Origin of the sequence: Chelatococcus caeni, from assembly GCF_014196925.1 — a bacterium.
GTDB classification, from domain to species: Bacteria; Pseudomonadota; Alphaproteobacteria; order Rhizobiales; family Beijerinckiaceae; genus Chelatococcus_A; species Chelatococcus_A caeni.
The window spans coordinates 1443775-1460034 of record NZ_JACIEN010000001.1 but is presented as its reverse complement, the minus strand read 5'-3'; the positions used below and the strand labels follow the sequence as shown (position 1 = coordinate 1460034).

Here is a 16260-nt window from a genome sequence, read left to right as displayed (position 1 = left end):
CCCGAACCTTCGGCGTCGCACCATGTTCGGAACTCCGGACACGCGGTGGAATGCCGTCTGCGCCTTTTCTCGTTACCAGATTGATATTTAAGAAATTCTCGCTCTGGCCCGCGTCCTGCAAGGCCCCTCCGGGACGATGATTCCCTGCGGGAGGGGACAGCCATGAAAAGATGCGACAGGTTGATCGACGTGGGCCGGCGGCGCTTCCTGACCGGGGCGGGCGCCATGACGGCGGGGGCTGCGGCTGCGACGGTGCTGCCGCAGGAGGCGAAGGCGGCCCCCGGCGCCGCGCTCGTTAACTATCCGCCGAACCGGCTCGCCAATGTGAGCGATCTCAAGGTGAACGAGCCCTTCGACGTCGCCTATCCGGACGACGATGCGCCGGGTGTCCTCATCAAGCTCGGCACGCGCGTGCCGACCGGCGTCGGCCCCGACGGTGACATCGTCGGCTTCACCACCCTGTGCCCGCACAAGGGTTTCCCGATGGCTTACGACGCCTCCGACAGGACGCTCAACTGCCCCGGTCATTATTCCCGCTTCGACTGCGAGCGCGGCGGGCAGCAGATCTGGGGCCACGCGACCCAGAACCTGCCGCAATACGCGCTGCGCGTCGACGAGAAGGGCGACATCTACGCCGAGGGCGTCGACGAGCTCATCTACGGCCGCCTGTCGAACGTGCTGTGAGGGAGGGGAGAATGGCCTACAAGCGTCAGATCGGCCGGCTGCCCATCATCCCGGCCGATGCCAAGGAACACAACGTCGTCTGCCACTACTGCATCGTCGGCTGCGGCTACAAGGCCTACAGCTGGGATGCCCGCTACGAAGGCGGCACGGCTGCGTCCGAGAACAAGTTCGGCGTCGATCTCGCCGCGCAGCAGGAGGCGGAGACCGCCGCCTGGTACGCGCCGTCGATGTACAACACCGTCCGGCAGGACGGGCGGGACGTTCATCTCGTCATCAAGCCGGACAAGGAGTGCGTCGTCAATTCCGGCCTCGGCTCCGTGCGCGGGGCGCGCATGGCGGAGATGAGCTATTCGCGCCAGCGCAACACGCAACTGCAACGGCTCACCGATCCGCTCGTCTGGCGCTACGGGCAACTGCAGCCCACGAGCTGGGACGATGCGCTCGACCTCGTGGCGCGCGTCACCGCCGCCGTCATCGACGAGCAGGGAGAGGACGGGCTCTTCGTCTCGGCCTTCGACCACGGCGGCGCCGGCGGCGGCTACGAGAACACCTGGGGCACCGGCAAGCTCTATTTCGGCGCCATGAAGGTGAAGAACATCCGCATCCACAACCGGCCCGCCTATAATTCGGAGGTCCACGCCAGCCGCGACATGGGCGTCGGCGAACTCAACAACTGCTACGAGGATGCCGAACTCGCCGACACGATCGTCGCCGTCGGAACCAATGCGCTCGAGACGCAGACCAACTATTTCCTCAACCACTGGGTGCCGAACCTGCGCGGCACGTCGCTCGCCAAGAAGCAGGCCGAGTTCGGCAACGAGCCGGTGGATCGCGCGCGGATCATCATCGTCGACCCCCGCCGCACGGTCACGGTCAATGCCTGCGAGGTGGAGGCGGGCAAGGACAACGTCCTGCATCTTGCCATCAACTCGGGCACCGACCTTGCGCTGTTCAACGCGCTCCTGACCCACGTCGCCGAGAAGGGATGGACGGACAAAGCCTTCATCGATGCCTCGACGAGCGATTTCGACAAGGCGCTGGCGGCGAACAGGATGACAGTCGGGGAGGCGGCGCAGATCACGGGCCTGGCCGCAGAGGATATCGTCCGGGCGGCGGAATGGATCGCCGGGCCCAAGGAGGGCGGAGCCCGCCGGCGCACGATGTTCGCCTACGAGAAGGGGCTGATCTGGGGCAACGACAACTACCGCACCAATGGCGCACTGGTGAACCTTGCCCTCGCCACCGGCAACATCGGGCGGCCGGGCGGCGGCTGCGTGCGCATGGGCGGCCACCAGGAGGGCTATTCACGCCCGTCGGATGCCCATGTCGGCCGGCCGGCGGCCTATGTCGACAAGCTTCTCATCGAGGGGGGCGGCGGCGTCCATCACGTCTGGGCCTGCGATCATTATAAGACGACGCTCAACGCCATGGAGTTCAAGCGCGTCTACAAGAAGCGCACCGATCTCGTGAAGGACGCCATGAATTCCGTCCCCTACGGTGATCGGGAGGCGATGGTCGCCGCGATCATGGGCGCCATCCGGCAGGGCGGACTGTTCAGCGTCGACGTCGACATCGTGCCGACGAAGATCGGCGAGGCGGCCCACGTCATCCTGCCGGCGGCGACCTCCGGCGAGATGAACCTCACCTCCATGAACGGCGAGCGGCGCATGCGGCTCACCGAGCGCTACATGGACCCGCCGGGCCAGGCGATGCCCGACTGCCTGATCGCGGCGCGGCTCGCCAACCATCTCGAACGCGTCTTCCGCGCCGCGGGCAAGGCGGAGGTCGCCGACAAGTTCAAGGGCTTCGACTGGAAGAGCGAGGAAGACGCCTTCATGGACGGCTACCACGCCCATGAGAAAGGCGGCGCGTTCGTCACCTACGAGCGGCTGCGGGCGATGGGCACCAACGGCTTCCAGGAGCCGGCGGTGGCCGTCGAGAACGGCCGGATCGTCGGCACCAAGCGGCTCTATGCCGACGGCAAGTTCAGCCGGCCCGACGGCAAGGCGCAGTTCATGGAGACCGCATGGCGCGGCCTCCAGGCGGCCGGAAAGGAAGCCGAAAGGGAGAAGTTCGCCTTCCTCATCAACAACGGCCGCACCAACGACGTGTGGCAGAGCGCCTATCTCGACGTCGAGAACGAGTTCGTCATGGACCGCTGGCCCTATCCGTTCATCGAGATGAACCCGGATGACATGGCGGAGCTCACGCTGAAGGAAGGCGACCTCGTCGAGGTCTATAACGACAACGGCTCGACCCAGGCGATGGCCTATCCGACCCCGACGGCGCGCCGCAAACAGGCGTTCATGCTCTTCGCCTATCCCGCCGGCGTGCAGGGAAACGTGGTCTCGGCCGGCGTCAACGAGTTCATCATCCCCAACTACAAACAGACCTGGGGCAACATCCGCAAGATCGCGGATGCTCCGGAGGGTGTCCGGCATCTGTCCTTCAAGTCGCCGGAATATCCGGCGAGCCCGGCCTGATCCTCCCGCAACTTCGCGGCCCACGGGCGCTTCGGCACCCGTGGGCTTCTTCGTGCCCGTCGCTCAGGCGGGCATATCGCGCCTTCCGGTCCCTTGAAGCACAGGCTCCCGATGACAAGACTGCTCACGCTCGCGTTCGCCGCCATGTTTCTCCTGGTCCCCCGCCTCGCCCTCGCGCAGGATGCGCAGGCGGGAAAACGCGTCTTCAACAAATGCACCGCATGCCACGCAGTCGGGCCGAACGCGCCCAACAAGATCGGCCCGGAGCTCAACGGGCTGTTCGGCCGCACCGCAGGCTCCGTCGAGGGCTACACATACTCGCCGGCCAACAAGCGATCCGGGATCACGTGGACCGAAGAGACGTTCGCGACCTACATCAAGGATCCTCGCGGCACGATCAAGGGAACGAAGATGGTCTTCGCCGGCATCAGGAACGAGCAGGAGGTCAGGGATCTCACGGCCTATCTGCAGTCCTTCGGTGCGGACGGCCAACCCGAGTGACCCATCCAGGGGATAGGGGCGCGCCGCGATCGCCATTGAATTTCGATCTCCATCGAAATAGCTGTTGACGCGGCTCTGTCCGAAGCATAGCCTGTTTCCATGAAAATCGAAGAAGCGGCCCGGCAACTCGAGGCGCTGGGCAATCCCACCAGGCTCGAGGTCTATCGCACGCTGGTGCGCGCGGGCGGCGCGGGATTGCCGGTCGGCCGCCTGCAGGAAAGGCTAGGGATTGCGGCCTCCACCCTGTCGCACCACCTGCACCGGCTGATCTCGACCGGGCTCGTGACGCAGGAGCGGCAGGGAACGACGCTGATCTGCCGGGCGCATTATCCCGCCATGGAGAGCCTCATCGGCTTCCTTACGGAGGAATGCTGCATCGAATCGTCCTGCGCCGGGGAAGAGGGAAAGGCGGCCTGAGGCCGTCTCTTTCGTGCTCATTAATTCGATATTTTTGGGAGGATCGAATATGTTTATCGAGACCCTGCCCGTCGCCATCATCGGCGGGGGACCCGTCGGCCTTGCCGCGGCCGCCCATCTCATCGCCCGCAAAGTGCCGGTGAAGCTCTACGAGGCCGGTTCCACCGTGGGCGCCAGCATGCGCGAGTGGGGCCATGTGCGGGTGTTCACGCCCTGGCGATACTGCGTCGACGAGATGGCGGCCGCGCTCCTCGCCAGGCATGGCTGGCACCGGCCGCCGGCGGACGTCTTCCCGACCGGCGGCGAGATCGTTGCACACTATCTCGAGCCGCTGGCCGCGGTGCCGGCGCTGGCACGCGCCATCGAGACCGGCGCCCGCGTCACGGCTGTTTCGCGGCAAGGCCTCGACAAGGTCGTCAGCCGCGGCCGGGAGGAGCGTCCGTTCGTCGTGACGGTCGAGGCTCCCGGCGGCCGCCGCCGGGACCTCGCACGGGCGATCATCGACGCCTCCGGCACCTGGAGAACGCCGAATCCGCTCGGAGCCAGCGGCATCGCCGTGGAGGGCGAGACGGCCTTCGCCGGGCGCATCGCCTACGGCATCCCGGATGTGGCCGGACGGGAGCGTGACCTCTTTGCCGGAGCGACCACACTGGTGGTCGGCGCCGGCCATTCCGCGGCCAACGTGCTGCTCGATCTTGCCCGTCTCGCCGAGGCCGAGCCGTCGACATCGATCCTGTGGGCGACGCGCGGCCGCGATCTCTCGCGCGTCTACAGCGGCGGCAGCGCCGACCGGCTGCCGGCGCGCGGCGAACTCGGCGCCGAGATGCGCCGGCTCGTCGCAAGCGGCCGTGTTGCCCTCGCCACCGGCTTTGCCATCACCGGGCTGCACGAGGAGGCCGGCCGCCTCGTCGTGACCGGCGAGACAGCCGACGGTCAGCGCCGTCTCGGGCCAGTCGACCGCATCGTCGTCGCCACGGGCCAGCGGCCGGACCTGTCGCTGACGCGCGAACTGCGCCTCGATCTCGATCCGTGGCTGGAAAGCGCCCGGGCGCTCGGTCCGCTCATCGATCCGAACGTGCATTCCTGCGGATCCGTACCGCCGCACGGCCACCGCGAGCTCTCCCACCCCGAGCCAGGCTTCTACACGGTGGGCATCAAGAGCTACGGCCGTGCGCCCACCTTCCTGCTGCTGACCGGCTATGAGCAGGTCCGTTCCGTGGCCGCCGCGCTCGCCGGCGACGTGGCCGCGGCGGATGACGTGCATCTCGTGCTGCCGGAGACGGGCGTATGCACGACGCAGGTCGCCGGGACCACGCAAACGGCTGCCGGCTGCTGCGGCGGTCCGGCGCCGGAAGACGTCGAGGCCTGCTGCGTTGCCGATGCCGAGGCCAGACAGTCGGGGCGTGCGGGTTGCGGCTGCGGGGCGCAGGGTTCAGCGGCCCGATCGGCGGTGCTCGATGCGTGATCGCGCATTTCCCGCCTGGGCCATCTGGGCTCTCGGCCTGACCCAGATCACCGGCTACGGCACGCTCTACTACAGCTTCCCGGTCCTGGCGCCGGCGATCGCGCGGGAGTTCGCTCTTTCGGAACAATGGATCTTCGCGGCGCTGTCGGCGTCCCTCCTCGCCGGCAGCCTGCTCGCCCCGACGGCAGGGCGCTGGATGGACCGCTTCGGCGCCGCATGGCTCATGACCATCGGTTCGGCTGCCGCGGCACTGGCGCTTGTCCTGTGTGCCCTGGCGCCCGGGCGCGCGACCTTCGTGACCGCTCTTCTCGCGATGGAGCTCACCTCCTGCTTCGTGCTCTATGGCGCGGCCTTCGCTGCCATCGTGCAGGCCGGCTCACCCCAGGCCCAGCGCAGCATCACGCATCTGACGCTGATCGCCGGCTTCGCCTCGACATTGTTCTGGCCCCTGACGTCGGCCCTCCACGCCCACTTGAGCTGGCGGGAGGTTTATGGCGTCTTCGCCGCCCTCAACCTCGGCCTGTGCATGCCGGTCCATTGGGCTCTCCTGCGCATGGCGCGCCGTCGGTCCCGGCTGGCGGTGCCGGCCCCCGAGGAGGTGCATTCCGTCGCGGGACCGGCGGCGAACGGAGGCGGCACGCTCGCCCCGCGTTCGCGGCGGACGGCCTTCCTTCTCATGCTCGCCGGCTTCGCCATCGAGGGCTTCGTCCTCTCGGCGCTCCTCATGCACATGGTGCCACTCATGACGGCGCTCGGGCTGGGCGCGGCGGGGCTCTTCGTCTCGACGCTGTTCGGACCGGCGCAGGTCGCCAGCCGTCTCGTCAACATGCTGTTCGGCGGCCGGCTGGCGCAGACGCATCTCGCCACCATCGCCGCCGTGCTTCTTGCGCTCGGCGTCGCCGTTCTCGCCGCGACGGCCCCATGGCTGGCCGGTGCCGTCCTCTTCGCGGTTCTCTTCGGGCTCGGCTCGGGTCTCATCAGCATCGTGGGCGGCACGCTGCCGCTGGAGCTGTTCGGCCGCGACGGCTATGGCGCAAGGCTCGGATGGGTATCGGCAGCGCGCCAGTTCACCTCGGCCCTGGGCCCGTTTGCCTTTGCCTTCCTGATGTCGCGAACGGCGGTCGAAACGTCGTTGTGGAGCGTGGCCGTGGCGGGCCTCCTCGGCCTTTCCGCCTTCGTGCTCATCGACATGGTCAAGCAGCGTGCCCGGAGAGAACACCGCCATCCTGCCCAAGGCAACGTGATTGCCGAATCCGGAGCGGACGCGGGCTGAGGGCACGGCAGACGCTCTCGCGTTGCCCGCAAACGATGGAGAACATATGAGAATTCGCACGCTTCCCGATCCCGACACGCTGCCCGCCTTCGACCGCCGCCATGCTCCGCGCGATCCGGTGCTCGATTTGCCGAACGGCGGGCTCGACCACCCGCCGCGCATCCTGCTTCTCTACGGATCATTGCGCGAACGCTCGTATTCGCGCTTCGCGGTCGAGGAGGCAGCGAGACTACTGCGGCATTTCGGAGCCGAGCCGCGTATCTTCGATCCGTCCGACCTGCCTCTTCCGGATCAGGTCAAGGGCGACGATCATCCCGCCGTGCGCGACCTGCGCGAACTCGCCATGTGGTCGGAGGGGCAGGTGTGGTGCAGCCCGGAGCGGCATGGTCAGATCACGGGCGTGATGAAGGCCCAGATCGACCACCTGCCGCTCAGCATCGGCGGCCTGCGCCCGACCCAGGGGCGAACCCTGGCCGTCATGCAGGTCTCGGGCGGCTCGCAATCCTTCAACGCAGTCAACACGCTGCGCCTTCTCGGCCGCTGGATGCGGATGTTCACCATTGCGAACCAGTCGAGCATCGCCAAGGCGTTCCAGGAATTCGACGAGAACGGACGCATGCGGCCATCGAGCTACTACGAGCGGATCGTCGACGTCGTCGAGGAACTCGTGCGCTTCACGGTGCTCCTGCGCCCCCATGTCCGGACGCTGACCGACCGCTATTCCGAACGTAGTAGGATCGGAGCGGCCGCACCGATCGATGCGGCGAAGGACCTCTCGGCCATCGCCATCGCGCGGCAGGCGAAAGGAACGGGCAGGTGACGAAGCCGATCCGGTCCTCGAAACTCTCACGGCGCAGGGCAGGGTATCCAGTAAAGCAGCCTCATCTCACAAGGCATTCCTTCTATACGCTCTACCCGAGCCAGGACGCCGCCGTTCGCTTCGATGACCTTGATCGAGGCAAGGTTCGTGTCCTTGCAGGTGATCAAAATTCTCTCAAGGCCCTCTGCCTTTGCAATCGGAAGTAGGAGCCCCAAGGCAGCCGTGGCATAGCCACGGCGCTGCTTCCACGGCACCACCGAGTAGCCGATGTGCCCGGGGGTGTAGGGCGGCAACTCCTCTGTCCCAGGCCGAAAGCGCAACATGATGCTTCCGCAAAACTCGCCATCCCAGATCCAGAACAGATGGAATGGCAGACGCGGCACAACCCGCCCGTCAGCAAGCGTCACAGTACCGTTCTGATCAGTGAGGCCCTCGATGAAGGATCCTGGATCAGCACGCAGTGCGGTGAGCTGCTCCTGGCTCACGTCCCGGGTTGTGTCGGAGGACCACCCTTTCTCAAGAGCGGCCTCGTAGCCAGGTAGCCGCTCCGGACTAGGAGCGACAAGTTCGATCCCTGTACGATTGATGCGTCGAACAGGCGGTGGAGGTTTCTGGGGAAGGAGGGCGTTGTTCATCAAGCTCTCCAAGATTTGGCTACGAGGAGAGCAGAAGTCAGGACCCCACCCGCCTTGGGAGGGTCCGCGGGATGATCAGGCCGTCGTCAACGCAGCACCGCTCCCGCATCCCCTCTCAGGTGCATGGAATTGCGCTTCATTGAACGACTGGGTGATCATGGCTTTAATCTTAGCGTGGGCACCCTCAAAACCAAGCCCGATCATGGGGCGGCAATTTCGCAGAACGGGAACCACCGCACGGGGCTTTCAGTAAGCGCGCCTGGAAATATATCCTGCTATGCAGGCGCGTATCTGCTGCTTGGCGTTTGCTGCCGAGTTCCGGGCAACAGCGGCTCGATAGGGCGCCATTCGAAGTCAAGTCTCAGGTCATATCGGCTCATGCGGAGCATGAATCGGAAAACGGCGTAACATTGAAGCCAAATTGCGGACGGTCTGGGTCTCTTACAGCCGGACCTCTTCGACGGGATCGCTGCGTTCGAACTCCCATGCCCTTGCCATGTTCAACACCTCCTCGAAGGGGTCATCGGGATGAGAAGTTGTGCAGAGAAAGCGTGTCCTGTCGCTTCCGTCACCGACGACGATATCGTCGATAATGTCTTCAACCCTCGCGCAGCCTGGTCCGACCACGGCCACAAGCGACACATCGTCAATCAGACATTGCTCAACAAAGCCATAGAGCAAGTTCTCATCTGAAACTGGAACGTGCAGAATTATTTTCCGAGCGAGCGGCATGTCAGATTGTAGGCCGGCGGGTGATTGCTTTCCAGCGTTTCAATCATCCGGCGTTTATGGGTTCACGGCCTAGGTGACCGCCGAAAGTCGATTGCAACGCGTCCTTGAATATCTCCTCCAGGAGCTTTACGGCTCATCCCGTCGGAAATGCCCCCTTTCGACGACGCCTGGCCAGCATTCCTCAACCGTCACGACGATCACGACAAGGGCTCGTCCTGGAGTGTCCAGGCGGGCTTCAACTCTAACGCCGTCGGCGGGGTGCTCAAGGGCGCCAGCGTCTCCGGACACGTGGCGGAATACGAGCGCGACCAGGAGACGCGGCCAACTCGCTCGTCAGGTTCGGCCGCACGGTCGTCGAGGTTGTCGCAACGGTCGAACTCGCCGGGAAGGCGCTGATCGAGGTGGCGCGGGCAGTCACTGAACGCTTGCTCGGGCGGTCGCTGGTGATCTCCTGCGCCTCGTCGAGATCGCGGTTGAGAGCCGCAACCGCAGCCAACTTGCTTATCGGTCCAGCGGACGTTCCATCATGATCGTTCGCTCCTCCCCGTGGTAGCGGTCTTGGATCGAATTGAACCCCAGCTTCGTGTAGAATGGCTCAGCCGTTATGGATGAGGGAACAATCAGGGTCACAACGCCTCGTTCAACTGCCGCGCGCTTGACTTCGGCCATCAACGCTTGCCCGATGCCGAGGCGTTGCCATGCCGGCTCAATAAAGACAGTTCGGACCACCCTACCATCGAGGCTTGCCGTTCCGACAATGGCATCGCCGTTGGTCGCGACGAAGACGAGCCTCCGCGTTAGGAGGTCGGACACGGCGGCGGGCGAGAAGCTTTGCTCGACACGTGCGATTACCTCCTCAGGATAGTCCTTGGAGTTGGTTTCGCGCAGCGCCGCTAGGATGACGCGACTGATGCCCTCGGCATCGTGGGGCTGAGCGGCTCTGATAAGGTAGTGCACGGCACCGTCTCCTTCGGACCAACCCGGACGTTTAAACCTGCGATATAGGGCGTCTCAACGGCATTGTCGGTTGATGGACCATCCTCTCGCCGGGGGAGGGGCGCGTGGGCGGGTTCGAAAATCAGCCTCCAGTTGTCCTTGAGGACCACGGCGAATTGGCAGTTCCGGTCGGCGGTCAACATGTGGCCCCTCGGCCGGGGCAACTTCGGAACCTCATCGAGGTTGTTCACCTTCCAATGATGTCGCCTGGAGGCCGAAGGAGTCGAGGCGGCTTCGACGTCGATGCGCGTGCATCGTGGGGCTCAAGCGGCAACTACCATGTCGGGCCTTATGGCGCCACGGTATGGGCAGGGTTTCCTTCAGGGCCGGGGGGCTACAATTGGCACGACTTGGCGACCAGCCGCTCGGTGTTCATCCGGGCCTGGGGGACAGTCTGTCGGCGGACTGTGACGCCGGCACCTTCTAAGCCTTTGGCGAGCTCGGCTACGGCTTCGAGGCCTGGAGTAGCACGCGCCTCTGGCCCTTCGGCAACCTGGCCTAGCCAAACAGCCCGCCGCATGTGACTGCGGCGGGCTGTTGCGTCAATGAGGCAATCTGAATGACATTTCAAAGGAACTTTGAGCGTTCCGCCAACACCTAGGACCGCTCACGAACAGCCGGTCGTGCCGCCGCAGGTGTCGCATTTCATGCAGGTGCCGTTGCGCACGAGCGTGAAGTTGCCGCATTCCGGGCAGGCCTCGCCCTCGTAGCCCTTCATGCGGGCTTCGGCGCGGCGGTCGGCGATGGAGCGCTCGGTGCCCGTCGCCGGCTGGGAGGGGGCGGCGAAGCCGAGCTCGGCCATCTGCGCCTCGCCCACGGTCTCCTCGTCCTCCTCGAAGGCGGGCTCGCCCTTCAGGGCCGTGGCGCCGGAGGCGAGGGCGACGACCGTGGAGCCGCGGCCGGCGGTCGGGGCGGGGCGGCTGTCGCCGCCGCCGGCGATCGACAGGAAGTTCGTCGCCCGGCCGCGCACGAAGCCGCGCGAGACCACCTGCGGGGCCGTTGCCTGCGGGGCAGGGGCCTTGCCCTGGGCAACGCCGCCGCCGAGCACGTCGTGGCCGATCTCGCCCGGATCGATGTGGGCGAGGTCGTGGCGACCGAGATAGGAGATGGCGAGCTCGCGGAAAACGTAGTCGAGGATCGAGGTGGCGTTCTTGATCGACTGGTTGCCCTGCACGAAGCCGGCCGGCTCGAAGCGCGTGAAGGTGAAGGCCTCGACATATTCCTCGAGCGGCACGCCGTATTGCAGGCCGAGCGACACCGCGATGGCGAAGTTGTTCATCATCGCCCGGAAGGCGGCGCCTTCCTTGTGCATGTCGATGAAGATCTCGCCGAGGCGCCCGTCGGCATATTCGCCGGTGTGCAGATAGACCTTGTGGCCGCCGACGATGGCCTTCTGGGTGTAGCCGGTGCGCCGGTCGGGCATCTTCTCGCGCTCGCGCACGCGCTCGACGCGCTCGATGACCTTCTCGACGATCTTTTCGGCCACCTGTGCCGCCCGTGCTGCCGGGGCCTGGGCGAGGAGCACCTCGACCGCGTCCTCCTCGTCCTCGTCCTCATCGGCGATGAGGGCGGCGTTGAGGGGCTGCGACAGCTTGGAGCCGTCGCGGTAGAGGGCGTTGGCCTTCAGCGCCAGGCGCCAGGAGAGGAGATAGGCGCTCTTGCAGTCCTCGACCGTAGCGTCGTTGGGCATGTTGATGGTCTTGGAGATGGCGCCCGAGATGAAGGGCTGCGCCGCCGCCATCATGCGGATGTGGCTCTCGACCGAGAGGTAGCGCTTGCCGATGCGCCCGCACGGATTGGCGCAGTCGAAGACCGGATAGTGCTCCGCCTTCAGGTGCGGCGCGCCTTCGAGCGTCATCGCCCCGCAGACGTGGATGTTGGCGGCCTCGATCTCGGCCCTGGAGAAGCCGAGGAAGGGCAGGAGCTCGAAGGCCGGGTCGCTCAGCTTCTCGGCCGGCACCTTGAGGGTGTCGCGCAGGAAGTCCTCGCCGAGCGTCCACTTGTTGAAGACGAACTTGATGTCGAAGGCCGACTTCATGCCCGCCTCGACGGCGGCGATCTTGTCGTCCGAGAAGCCCTTGGCGCGCAGCGAGCCGTGGTTGATGCCGGGCGCCTGGGCGATGGAGCCGTGGCCCACCGCATAGGCCTCGATCTCGGCGATCTCGGCTTCCGAATAGCCGAGCACGCGCAGCGCGTCGGGAACGGCGCGGTTGATGATCTTGAAATAGCCGCCGCCGGCGAGCTTCTTGAACTTCACGAGGGCGAAGTCGGGCTCGATGCCGGTGGTGTCGCAGTCCATGACGAGGCCGATGGTGCCCGTCGGCGCGATCACGGTCGACTGCGCGTTGCGGTAGCCGTGCTGCTCGCCGAGCTCGAGCGCCTTGTCCCAGGCGTGCTTGGCGTGGGTGACGAATTCCTCGCCCTGGGCGAGCTTCTCGCAGGAGGCGTGGTCGAGCGGCACCGGCGGCGTGGCCAGCTTCTCGTAACCCTCGCTCTTGCCATAGGCGGCGCGGCGATGATTGCGGATGACGCGCAGCATGTGCTGGGCGTTCTTCTTGTAGCCGGGGAAGGGGCCGAGCTCGCCCGCCATCTCGGCCGAGGTGGCGTAGGAGACGCCGGTCATGATGGCCGTCAGGGCGCCGCCGAGAGCGCGGCCCTCGTCGGAATCATAGGACAGGCCCATGGTCATCAGCAGCCCGCCGATATTGGCATAGCCGAGGCCGAGCGTGCGGAACTCGTAGGACAGCTCCGCGATCTCCTTCGACGGGAACTGCGCCATCAGCACCGAGATCTCGAGCACGACGGTCCACAGCCGGCAGGCGTGCTCGTAGGAGCCGATGTCGAAGCGGCGCGAGGCACGGTCGTAGAACTGCAAGAGGTTCGCCGAGGCGAGGTTGCAGGCCGTGTCGTCGAGGAACATGTATTCCGAGCACGGGTTCGAGGCGCGGATCGGCCCCGAGGCCGGGCAGGTGTGCCAGTCGTTGATGGTGGTGTGGAACTGGATGCCCGGATCGGCCGAGGCCCAGGCGGCATAGCCGATCTTCTCCCAGAGGTCCCGGGCCTTCAGCGTCTTCGTGACGCGCTCGGTGAGGCGCGCCTTCAGCTCCCAGTCGCCGTCGGCCTCGACGGCATTGAGGAAGGCGTCGTCGACGCGCACCGAATTGTTGGAGTTCTGGCCGGCGACGGTCGCATAGGCCTCCGAATCCCAGTCGGTGTCGTAGGTGTCGAAGGCGATGTCCGAATAGCCCTGGCGGGCGAACTGGATGACGCGCTTGATGTAGTTGTCGGGCACCATGGCACGGCGGGCGAGCTTGATCTCGCGCTTGAGCGCCGGGTTCTTCTCCGGATCGAAGCAGGCGTCGCCCTCGGCCTCGCAGTTCACGCAGGCCTTCATCACGGCCTTCATGTGCTTCTTGACGATCTTGGAGCCGGCGACGAGGCTCGCGACCTTCTGCTCCTCCTTCACCTTCCAGTCGATATAGGCCTCGATGTCGGGATGGTCGACGTCGACCACCACCATCTTGGCGGCGCGGCGCGTGGTACCGCCCGACTTGATGGCGCCGGCCGCCCGGTCGCCGATCTTGAGGAAGGACATGAGGCCGGAGGACTTGCCGCCACCCGAGAGCTTCTCACCCTCGCCGCGCAGGGCCGAGAAGTTGGAGCCGGTGCCGGAGCCGTACTTGAACAGGCGCGCCTCGCGCACCCACAGGTCCATGATGCCGCCCTCGTTGACGAGGTCGTCGGCGACGGACTGGATGAAGCAGGCGTGTGGCTGCGGGTGCTCGTAGGCCGACTTCGACTTCACCAGACGGCCCGTGGTGTGGTCGACGTAGTAGTGGCCCTGGCCCGGGCCGTCGATGCCGTAGGCCCAGTGCAGACCGGTGTTGAACCACTGCGGCGAGTTGGGCGCGACCATCTGGTTGGCGAGCATGTACCGCAGCTCGTCGAGGAAGGCGGAGGCGTCCTCCTCGCTCGAGAAATAGCCGCCCTTCCAGCCCCAGTAGGTCCAGCAGCCGGCGAGCCGGTCGAACACCTGGGTGGACGAGGTCTCGGAGCCGTAGCGCTCGTTCTCGGGCAGGGCGGCGAGGGCCTCCTCGTCCGGCACGGACCGCCAGAGGAAGGAGGGGACGTCGTTCTCCTCCACCTTCTTCAGGCGCGCCGGCACGCCGGCCTTGCGGAAATACTTCTGCGCCAGCACGTCCGTGGCCACCTGGCTCCAGGACGCGGGCACGCTGATGCCCTCGAGGCGGAAGACGACGGAGCCATCGGGATTGCGGATCTCACTGGTGGCGAGCCGGAACTCGATCGTGGAATAAGGAGAATGGCCCGCCTTGGTGTATCGCCGCTCGATCCGCATTGTCGTCATCCCCATGAGCCGGGCAGAATCCGCCCTCGAAGCCGCCAACCGGCGGCCCCCACCCGCAGCTCTGTCTGTTGCCTCGAAACGCTCGGGCAGGTTGGACCCGCCTCGCTCGTGAACCGCCACCGGCGACCGCTTGTCCCGCAAGGACAAAGACCGCTCCAGGAACGTCGTCCGACGCCGCCCGGCTGCCTTCGCCACCCCTCTGCGGGAACTGTTCCGGGCCGGTTCCAGCCCGGTGCGGCGCCGCCGCGACGTAACGCCTAAACTAGTGCTAGAAAGCCTTATCCGTCAAGAATTAGTGCGAGCGCACTCTCGCGCCCCCTATATCTTGTGACGGGGATGTGAACAACGGGGACGGTGTTGCGCGTCCTGCGTAAGTATCGAAAACTGTGGCAGGATTTACCCCGCGTTGAAGTGATGCTTGAACGAGGCGCAGGTGCCGCAGCCACGCGCCGGGCGGCGATCAGCGCATGGCGGGGGCGGGCGACATGCATCTCAAGGGCGGTTATCGACACTGCCTCCCGACCGGGAGTTGTGGCGCGGCAGGGGCATCAGCGGTGCTGAAAACAATGCCGGCCAACGAACGAATCGCGGTCGTGGGGTGAGGGGGAATGGCGCCGCCCCGCGCCGGCCGGTGTGGATGACTGCGAAGCCGGCCGGAGCCATGCCCTCTTGACGGACGGCCGGCACCAACGGCGGCGATTCTCCGCCGTCTCCTGCGGCAAGGCGTAGCTGGACATTGCGCGGCGAGACGGTCATATTCCGCGCGATTTCGCTGCGTCGCAGCCCGCGATCGCAGCCCATGCAACGAGACCGGGGTCAGCCTTGAAGAGCTTCCTGCTTCAGTTCTTTACCTGGTGGAGCGGCCAGACGCTCGGCACGCGCTTCAACACGTGGCGCAACGGCGAGTTCGTCGGCGAGGACGAGTTCGGCAACAAGTACTACCGGACCCGCGGCGGCAGGAAGGATCCGGCGCTCGGCATCGAGCGGCGCTGGGTCATCTACAACGGCGAGGCCGAGGCTTCGATGACCCCGCCTGGCTGGAACGGCTGGCTGCACCACACGGTGGACGTGCCGCCGACGCAGGAAGACTACAAGCCGCGCGACTGGCAGAAGCCGCACCGGCCCAACTTCACCGGCACGCCGAAGGCCTATCGTCCCGCCGGCTCGACGCTGGCGAGCGGCCGCAGGCCGCAGGCGACGGGCGACTATCAGGCGTGGTCGCCGGGCAGCTGAAGCGGCGGCGCATCCACCAGCTCGATTCTCTGATCCGGGGCCGCCATCGCGGCCCTGTTTCGTTTCGTCCAAGCGCTTTTCGATAAACGGTAGAGCACATGGCGGCGCAGCGGGTGGTCGGCTGCGAGCAGCGGGTGGTCGAAATCGTCAGCCGGGTCACGGCGCATGCCCAGCCGCTCCATGACGCGGCGCGAGCGGGCATTCGCCTCCGTCGTGAAGGAGACGATCTCCGCGAGGCCCAGATGGTCGAATCCGCAGGCGAGGGCACCTCTCGCCGCTTCACTCGCATAGCCCCGTCCCCAATGGGAGGCCGCCAGGCGCCAGCCGATTTCGACGCACGGGGTGAAGGGCGTCTCGTAGCGGGGAACGGAAAGGCCGACGAAGCCGATGAACGGCGCACCGCCGGCGACCTCCACGGCCCACAGGCCGAAGCCGCGCGCGGCGAAGTGTTCGACGATCCGAAGGGCCAGGGCATCGCTCTCGGCGGCGCCGAGGCAGCCGGGGAAGAATTCCATGACGTGCGGGTCGGCGTTGAGGGCGGCAAAGGGCGCAAGGTCGGCCTGGCGCCAGGGTCGCAGCACGAGGCGCGGCGTCGTGATCCGGGGACATTGCATGGGCTTGCGCTCTCCGGCGTCAGGCGGCGGGGAACGGGTCA

General features: G+C 66.2%; 13 protein-coding genes. 8 read left to right on the top strand and 5 right to left on the bottom strand.

Annotated elements, in window-relative coordinates; genetic code table 11:
* The first annotated feature begins 162 nt into the window (after positions 1-162).
* The 7 genes from GGR16_RS06895 to arsH all read left to right on the top strand — a co-directional run bounded on the left by GGR16_RS06895 (position 163) and on the right by arsH (position 7643).
* The gene (locus tag GGR16_RS06895) at positions 163-684 is read left to right on the top strand and encodes an arsenate reductase (azurin) small subunit (RefSeq protein ID WP_026015471.1); all 522 of its coding nucleotides are present in this window, start codon (positions 163-165) and stop codon (positions 682-684) included.
* A gap of 11 nt (positions 685-695) precedes the next feature.
* Positions 696-3167, top strand: coding sequence for an arsenate reductase (azurin) large subunit (locus tag GGR16_RS06890; protein WP_183316079.1), 2472 nt, complete (start codon positions 696-698; stop codon positions 3165-3167).
* Positions 3168-3278: 111 nt separating this feature from the next.
* Positions 3279-3668: a c-type cytochrome gene (locus GGR16_RS06885; RefSeq protein WP_019404117.1), complete on the top strand. Its 390-nt coding sequence runs from the start codon at positions 3279-3281 to the stop codon at positions 3666-3668.
* A 99-nt stretch (positions 3669-3767) separates the two neighbouring features.
* Positions 3768-4085 (top strand): ArsR/SmtB family transcription factor, encoded by a 318-nt coding sequence (locus GGR16_RS06880; RefSeq protein ID WP_019404116.1) that lies wholly within the window; start codon positions 3768-3770, stop codon positions 4083-4085.
* A gap of 49 nt (positions 4086-4134) precedes the next feature.
* A complete protein-coding gene (locus tag GGR16_RS06875) occupies positions 4135-5550 on the top strand; it encodes an FAD-dependent oxidoreductase (protein ID WP_183316078.1) in 1416 nt (471 codons plus the stop codon).
* Positions 5543-6823 (top strand): arsenite efflux MFS transporter ArsK, encoded by a 1281-nt coding sequence (arsK, locus tag GGR16_RS06870; RefSeq protein ID WP_183316077.1) that lies wholly within the window; start codon positions 5543-5545, stop codon positions 6821-6823. Before GGR16_RS06875 ends, arsK begins: the two co-directional genes overlap by 8 nt.
* Positions 6824-6869: 46 nt before the next feature.
* Positions 6870-7643 (top strand): arsenical resistance protein ArsH, encoded by a 774-nt coding sequence (gene arsH / locus GGR16_RS06865; RefSeq protein WP_019404114.1) that lies wholly within the window; start codon positions 6870-6872, stop codon positions 7641-7643.
* A gap of 26 nt (positions 7644-7669) precedes the next feature.
* Here the strand turns inward: arsH and GGR16_RS06860 are convergent, their stop codons facing one another.
* The 4 genes from GGR16_RS06860 to GGR16_RS06845 form a co-directional block, all read right to left on the bottom strand.
* Positions 7670-8278 (bottom strand): GNAT family N-acetyltransferase, encoded by a 609-nt coding sequence (locus tag GGR16_RS06860; protein ID WP_026015470.1) that lies wholly within the window; start codon positions 8276-8278, stop codon positions 7670-7672.
* A 441-nt stretch (positions 8279-8719) separates the two neighbouring features.
* Positions 8720-9010 carry a hypothetical protein gene (locus GGR16_RS06855; RefSeq protein WP_026015469.1) on the bottom strand — a complete coding sequence of 97 codons (291 nt, stop codon included), beginning with the start codon at positions 9008-9010 and terminating at the stop codon, positions 8720-8722.
* Between the two features lie 501 nt (positions 9011-9511).
* On the bottom strand, positions 9512-9967 hold the full coding sequence (locus GGR16_RS06850) for a GNAT family N-acetyltransferase (protein WP_019404111.1): 456 nt from the start codon (positions 9965-9967) through the stop codon (positions 9512-9514).
* Between the two features lie 646 nt (positions 9968-10613).
* Positions 10614-14363: a vitamin B12-dependent ribonucleotide reductase gene (locus GGR16_RS06845; RefSeq protein ID WP_019404110.1), complete on the bottom strand. Its 3750-nt coding sequence runs from the start codon at positions 14361-14363 to the stop codon at positions 10614-10616.
* Positions 14364-15194: 831 nt separating this feature from the next.
* On the opposite strand from GGR16_RS06845, the gene GGR16_RS06840 reads away from it, so the two are divergent.
* Positions 15195-15605 (top strand): NADH:ubiquinone oxidoreductase subunit NDUFA12, encoded by a 411-nt coding sequence (locus GGR16_RS06840; protein WP_019404109.1) that lies wholly within the window; start codon positions 15195-15197, stop codon positions 15603-15605.
* On the opposite strand, the gene GGR16_RS06835 is transcribed toward GGR16_RS06840, so the two are convergent.
* Positions 15581-16219 (bottom strand): GNAT family N-acetyltransferase, encoded by a 639-nt coding sequence (locus GGR16_RS06835; RefSeq protein ID WP_183316076.1) that lies wholly within the window; start codon positions 16217-16219, stop codon positions 15581-15583. The genes GGR16_RS06840 and GGR16_RS06835 overlap by 25 nt on opposite strands.
* Between the last annotated feature and the right edge of the window lie 41 nt (positions 16220-16260).

Coding starts and splice junctions, on each gene's coding strand:
- arsH (WP_019404114.1), top strand. CDS start 6,870: ATGAGAATTCGCACGCTTCCCGATCCCGACACGCTGCCCGCCTTCGAC.
- GGR16_RS06855 (WP_026015469.1), bottom strand. CDS start 9,010: ATGCCGCTCGCTCGGAAAATAATTCTGCACGTTCCAGTTTCAGATGAG.
- GGR16_RS06860 (WP_026015470.1), bottom strand. CDS start 8,278: ATGAACAACGCCCTCCTTCCCCAGAAACCTCCACCGCCTGTTCGACGC.
- GGR16_RS06885 (WP_019404117.1), top strand. CDS start 3,279: ATGACAAGACTGCTCACGCTCGCGTTCGCCGCCATGTTTCTCCTGGTC.
- arsK (WP_183316077.1), top strand. CDS start 5,543: ATGCGTGATCGCGCATTTCCCGCCTGGGCCATCTGGGCTCTCGGCCTG.
- GGR16_RS06875 (WP_183316078.1), top strand. CDS start 4,135: ATGTTTATCGAGACCCTGCCCGTCGCCATCATCGGCGGGGGACCCGTC.
- GGR16_RS06895 (WP_026015471.1), top strand. CDS start 163: ATGAAAAGATGCGACAGGTTGATCGACGTGGGCCGGCGGCGCTTCCTG.
- GGR16_RS06880 (WP_019404116.1), top strand. CDS start 3,768: ATGAAAATCGAAGAAGCGGCCCGGCAACTCGAGGCGCTGGGCAATCCC.
- GGR16_RS06835 (WP_183316076.1), bottom strand. CDS start 16,219: ATGCAATGTCCCCGGATCACGACGCCGCGCCTCGTGCTGCGACCCTGG.
- GGR16_RS06845 (WP_019404110.1), bottom strand. CDS start 14,363: ATGCGGATCGAGCGGCGATACACCAAGGCGGGCCATTCTCCTTATTCC.
- GGR16_RS06890 (WP_183316079.1), top strand. CDS start 696: ATGGCCTACAAGCGTCAGATCGGCCGGCTGCCCATCATCCCGGCCGAT.